Source organism: Kocuria sp. CPCC 205260 (assembly GCF_040981045.1).
In the GTDB taxonomy this organism is placed as follows: domain Bacteria; phylum Actinomycetota; class Actinomycetes; order Actinomycetales; family Micrococcaceae; genus Kocuria; species Kocuria palustris.
Genome location: NZ_JAVKPT010000016.1, coordinates 1 through 5,623, shown reverse-complemented (window position 1 = coordinate 5,623; position 5,623 = coordinate 1). Strand labels below are relative to the sequence as shown.

The following is a 5,623-nucleotide window of genomic DNA, read 5'->3' as shown; positions in this document are numbered from 1 at the left end:
ACGGGCTGGTTGATCGTCTGTTGTTTGAGAACTCGATAGTGTGCCAAATTGTCTGCTGATACCAGTTCAAGCAATTTTTTGTTTGGTTGGATCAGCTGATGCGTCAGTGCGTCTCGTTCCCGTGACGTGCTGGCGATCTTATTTTGATTCCAGCCAGGTATGGTTTTTCGTTTTTCAACGGAGAGTTTGATCCTGGCTCAGGACGAACGCTGGCGGCGTGCTTAACACATGCAAGTCGAACGCTGAAGCACCAGCTTGCTGGTGTGGATGAGTGGCGAACGGGTGAGTAATACGTGAGTAACCTGCCCTTGACTCTGGGATAAGCCCGGGAAACTGGGTCTAATACTGGATGCTACATGTCACCGCATGGTGGTGTGTGGAAAGGGTTTACTGGTCTTGGATGGGCTCACGGCCTATCAGCTTGTTGGTGAGGTAATGGCTCACCAAGGCGACGACGGGTAGCCGGCCTGAGAGGGTGACCGGCCACACTGGGACTGAGACACGGCCCAGACTCCTACGGGAGGCAGCAGTGGGGAATATTGCACAATGGGCGAAAGCCTGATGCAGCGACGCCGCGTGAGGGATGACGGCCTTCGGGTTGTAAACCTCTTTCAGCAGGGAAGAAGCCACAAGTGACGGTACCTGCAGAAGAAGCGCCGGCTAACTACGTGCCAGCAGCCGCGGTAATACGTAGGGCGCAAGCGTTGTCCGGAATTATTGGGCGTAAAGAGCTCGTAGGCGGTTTGTCGCGTCTGCTGTGAAAGCCCGGGGCTTAACCCCGGGTGTGCAGTGGGTACGGGCAGACTAGAGTGCAGTAGGGGAGACTGGAATTCCTGGTGTAGCGGTGGAATGCGCAGATATCAGGAGGAACACCGATGGCGAAGGCAGGTCTCTGGGCTGTTACTGACGCTGAGGAGCGAAAGCATGGGGAGCGAACAGGATTAGATACCCTGGTAGTCCATGCCGTAAACGTTGGGCACTAGGTGTGGGGGACATTCCACGTTTTCCGCGCCGTAGCTAACGCATTAAGTGCCCCGCCTGGGGAGTACGGCCGCAAGGCTAAAACTCAAAGGAATTGACGGGGGCCCGCACAAGCGGCGGAGCATGCGGATTAATTCGATGCAACGCGAAGAACCTTACCAAGGCTTGACATATACCGGATCGTTCCAGAGATGGTTCTTCCCCTTTGGGGTCGGTATACAGGTGGTGCATGGTTGTCGTCAGCTCGTGTCGTGAGATGTTGGGTTAAGTCCCGCAACGAGCGCAACCCTCGTTCCATGTTGCCAGCACGTGATGGTGGGGACTCATGGGAGACTGCCGGGGTCAACTCGGAGGAAGGTGGGGATGACGTCAAATCATCATGCCCCTTATGTCTTGGGCTTCACGCATGCTACAATGGCCGGTACAAAGGGTTGCGATACTGTGAGGTGGAGCTAATCCCAAAAAGCCGGTCTCAGTTCGGATTGAGGTCTGCAACTCGACCTCATGAAGTCGGAGTCGCTAGTAATCGCAGATCAGCAACGCTGCGGTGAATACGTTCCCGGGCCTTGTACACACCGCCCGTCAAGTCACGAAAGTCGGTAACACCCGAAGCCGGTGGCCCAACCCTTGTGGAGGGAGCCGTCGAAGGTGGGACTGGCGATTGGGACTAAGTCGTAACAAGGTAGCCGTACCGGAAGGTGCGGCTGGATCACCTCCTTTCTAAGGAGCTTCACTCTGGTCGCCGTGTGGCGGCCCGCCCGCATGCCAGTGAAGTGGTGTGGGGGTTGTTGTGGTGAGACCCGCTGCACCTGGCCCGTTTCGAGGGCTGGGTGGTGGGTTCGTGCTCATGGGTGGAATATCAGCGGACCAGGCAGCCGGTGCGATCTTCGGGTTGTGGTGGGTGTCTGATCACTGTCTGGTGTCTGCGTGCTTGCTTGGTGCGTGGGTGCTGTTGATGGTTGGTGGTTTGGTGCACTGTCGGGTCCTGGAACAACAGGCCCCGTCACCGTGGTCCTTGCCTTCGGGTGGGGGTGTGGTGGTTGGGTGTGTGTTCTGTGGCTTGCTTCAGGTAGCTGCGCACGGTGTGTGTGGTGAGGGGGGCGGCTGGTGTTGTTTGAGAACTGTATAGTGGACGCGAGCATCTTATTCTTTATGTGAGAATTTTTGTGTGTCTGTTTGAAGATTACTAAGGGCGCACGGTGGATGCCTTGGCATCAGGAGCCGATGAAGGACGTGGCAATCTGCGATATGCCTCGGGGAGCCGATAAGCGGGCTGTGATCCGAGGATTTCCGAATGGGGAAACCCCGTCGTCTGTGAGGGCGATGACCTGTATCTGAATACATAGGGTGCAGGGGGGAACGCGGGGAAGTGAAACATCTCAGTACCCGCAGGAAGAGAAAACAACAGTGATTCCGTGAGTAGTGGCGAGCGAAAGCGGAAGTGGCTAAACCGTCTGTGTGTGATACCCGGCAGGGGTTGCATGGGCGGGGTTGTGGGAGCATCAGTGCCCGGTCTGCCGGCTGGGTCGTGTGAGTGCAGCGTGATAGTCGAATCATCTTGAGTGGTGTGCCGTAGAGGGTGTGAGTCCCGTAGACGAAATCATTGCTGCCGCGCGTGGTGTTTCCCGAGTAGCACGGAGCCCGTGAAACTTCGTGTGAATCTGCCAGGACCACCTGGTAAGCCTGAATACTACCTGATGACCGATAGCGGACCAGTACCGTGAGGGAAAGGTGAAAAGCACCCCGGGAGGGGAGTGAAATAGTACCTGAAACCGTGTGCCTACAAGCCGTCGGAGCCTTTTGGGGTGACGGCGTGCCTTTTGAAGAATGAGCCTGCGAGTTAGTGTCATGTCGCGAGGTTAACCCGTGTGGGGTAGTCGTAGCGAAAGCGAGTCTGAAGAGGGCGTTGAGTGGCGTGATCTAGACCCGAAGCGAAGTGATCTACCCATGGCCAGGTTGAAGCGCGTGTAAGAGCGCGTGGAGGACCGAACCCACTTCAGTTGAAAATGGAGGGGATGAGCTGTGGGTAGGGGTGAAAGGCCAATCAAACTTCGTGATAGCTGGTTCTCCCCGAAATGCATTTAGGTGCAGCGTCGTGTGTTTCTTGCCAGAGGTAGAGCTACTGGATGGCTGATGGGCCCCAACGGGTTACTGACGTCAACCAAACTCCGAATGCTGGTAAGTGAGAGCACGGCAGTGAGACTGTGGGGGATAAGCTTCATAGTCGAAAGGGAAACAGCCCAGACCACCGACTAAGGCCCCTAAGCGTGTGCTAAGTGGGAAAGGATGTGGAGTTGCTCAGACAACCAGGAGGTTGGCTTAGAAGCAGCCATCCTTGAAAGAGTGCGTAATAGCTCACTGGTCAAGTGATTCCGCGCCGATAATGTAGCGGGGCTCAAGTACACCGCCGAAGTCGTGGCAATGCACATTTCCGCGCACCGATCCTGTCAGGGCTTTTTGGGTTCTGGTGGGGTGCTGTGTGGTGACTGTAATGGTTTTGTGTGTGTTGGGTAGGGGAGCGTCGAGCGGGTGGTGAAGCTGCCGGGTGACCGAGTGGTGGAGCCTGTTCGAGTGAGAATGCAGGCATGAGTAGCGAATGACGGGTGAGAAACCCGTCCGCCGAATGATCAAGGGTTCCGGGGTCAAGCTAATCTGCCCCGGGTGAGTCGGGACCTAAGGCGAGGCCGACAGGCGTAGTCGATGGACAACGGGTTGATATTCCCGTACCGGCGAAGAACCGCCCATACTGAACTGGGGATACTAACTACCCGTTCCACCCGTTTCTCGCACGCCACTTTGTGGTGTGTGGTTGTGGTGGGATGCGTGGGACCTGATCCAGGGAGGTAAGCGTGTTAACAGGTGTGACGCAGGAAGGTAGCCGAGCCAGGCGATGGTAGTCCTGGTCTAAGCGTGTAGGGCGAGTCATTGGCAAATCCGTGACTCATATAGCTTGAGACGTGATGGGACCCCTTTGGTGGGGGATTCGGTGATCCTATGCTGCCGAGAAAAGCATCGACGTGAGGTTCTAGCCGCCCGTACCCCAAACCGACACAGGTGATCAGGTAGAGAATACTAAGGCGTTCGAGAGAATCATGGTTAAGGAACTCGGCAAAATGCCCCCGTAACTTCGGGAGAAGGGGGGCCCGGACCCTGACATGCCCTTGCGGTGTGGAGGGGGTAAGGGTCGCAGAGACCAGGGGGAAGCGACTGTTTATCAAAAACACAGGTCCGTGCGAAGTCGTAAGACGATGTATACGGACTGACTCCTGCCCGGTGCTGGAAGGTTAAGAGGACCTGTTAGACGCAAGTCGAAGCGGAGAATTTAAGCCCCAGTAAACGGCGGTGGTAACTATAACCATCCTAAGGTAGCGAAATTCCTTGTCGGGTAAGTTCCGACCTGCACGAATGGAGTAACGACTTCCCCGCTGTCTCAACCATGAACTCGGCGAAATTGCAGTACGAGTAAAGATGCTCGTTACGCGCAGCAGGACGGAAAGACCCCGAGACCTTTACTATAGTTTGGTATTGGTGTTCGGTGCGGCTTGTGTAGGATAGGTGGGAGACTGTGAAGCGGACACGCCAGTGTTCGTGGAGTCGTTGTTGAAATACCACTCTGGTCGCTCTGGATATCTAACTTCGGCCCGTGATCCGGGTCAGGGACAGTGCCTGATGGGTAGTTTAACTGGGGCGGTTGCCTCCTAAAGAGTAACGGAGGCGCCCAAAGGTTCCCTCAGCCTGGTTGGCAATCAGGTGTTGAGTGCAAGTGCACAAGGGAGCTTGACTGTGAGAGTGACGGCTCGAGCAGGGACGAAAGTCGGGACTAGTGATCCGGCGGTACATTGTGGAATGGCCGTCGCTCAACGGATAAAAGGTACCTCGGGGATAACAGGCTGATCTTGCCCAAGAGTCCATATCGACGGCATGGTTTGGCACCTCGATGTCGGCTCGTCGCATCCTGGGGCTGGAGTTGGTCCCAAGGGTTGGGCTGTTCGCCCATTAAAGCGGCACGCGAGCTGGGTTCAGAACGTCGTGAGACAGTTCGGTCCCTATCCGCTGCGCGCGTTGGAAATTTGAGAAGGTCTGTCCTTAGTACGAGAGGACCGGGACGGACGAACCTCTGGTATGTCAGTTGTACCGCCAGGTGCATGGCTGATTGGCTACGTTCGGGAGAGATAACCGCTGAAAGCATCTAAGCGGGAAGCTTGCTTCGAGATGAGATTTCCTTCCCCTTTTTGTGGGGGTGAGGCTCCCAGGAGACTACTGGGTTGATAGGCTGGATGTGGTAGCGAGGACTGACGACTCGTGGAGCTGACCAGTACTAATAAGCCGATGATCTTCACACACACAACATGTCTTGCAGCCCCGTTTGGGGTGTGAATAGCAGCGTGTTTCGCGTCCACTGTACGGTTTTGGAACAACACCGTCCCACGACCATCTGGTTCCCGTTCGCGGGGTTGGTGGTGGTGGGTGGTAGGTTCGTGAACAGGTTTCCACGCGCACTGCGGTGTGTGGTGGTAGCAGGTTTGCGGTGGTTATAGCGTGAGGGAAACGCCCGGTCCCATCCCGAACCCGGAAGCTAAGGCTCACAGCGCCGATGGTACTGCACTCTGATGGGTGTGGGAGAGTAGGTCGCCGCCGCAAT

At 56.2% G+C, this 5,623-nt stretch carries 3 rRNA genes; all 3 read left to right on the top strand.

Annotation, left to right across the window (positions count from 1 at the left end):
• The first annotated feature begins 174 nt into the window (after positions 1–174).
• The 3 genes from RF645_RS12870 to rrf all read left to right on the top strand — a co-directional run bounded on the left by RF645_RS12870 (position 175) and on the right by rrf (position 5,622).
• Positions 175–1,701, top strand: a 16S ribosomal RNA gene (locus RF645_RS12870).
• A gap of 455 nt (positions 1,702–2,156) precedes the next feature.
• Positions 2,157–5,324 (top strand): 23S ribosomal RNA (locus RF645_RS12865).
• Between the two features lie 181 nt (positions 5,325–5,505).
• Positions 5,506–5,622 (top strand): 5S ribosomal RNA (gene rrf / locus RF645_RS12860).
• Together the 16S, 23S and 5S rRNA genes form the textbook arrangement of a ribosomal RNA operon.
• Position 5,623 lies beyond the last annotated feature (1 nt).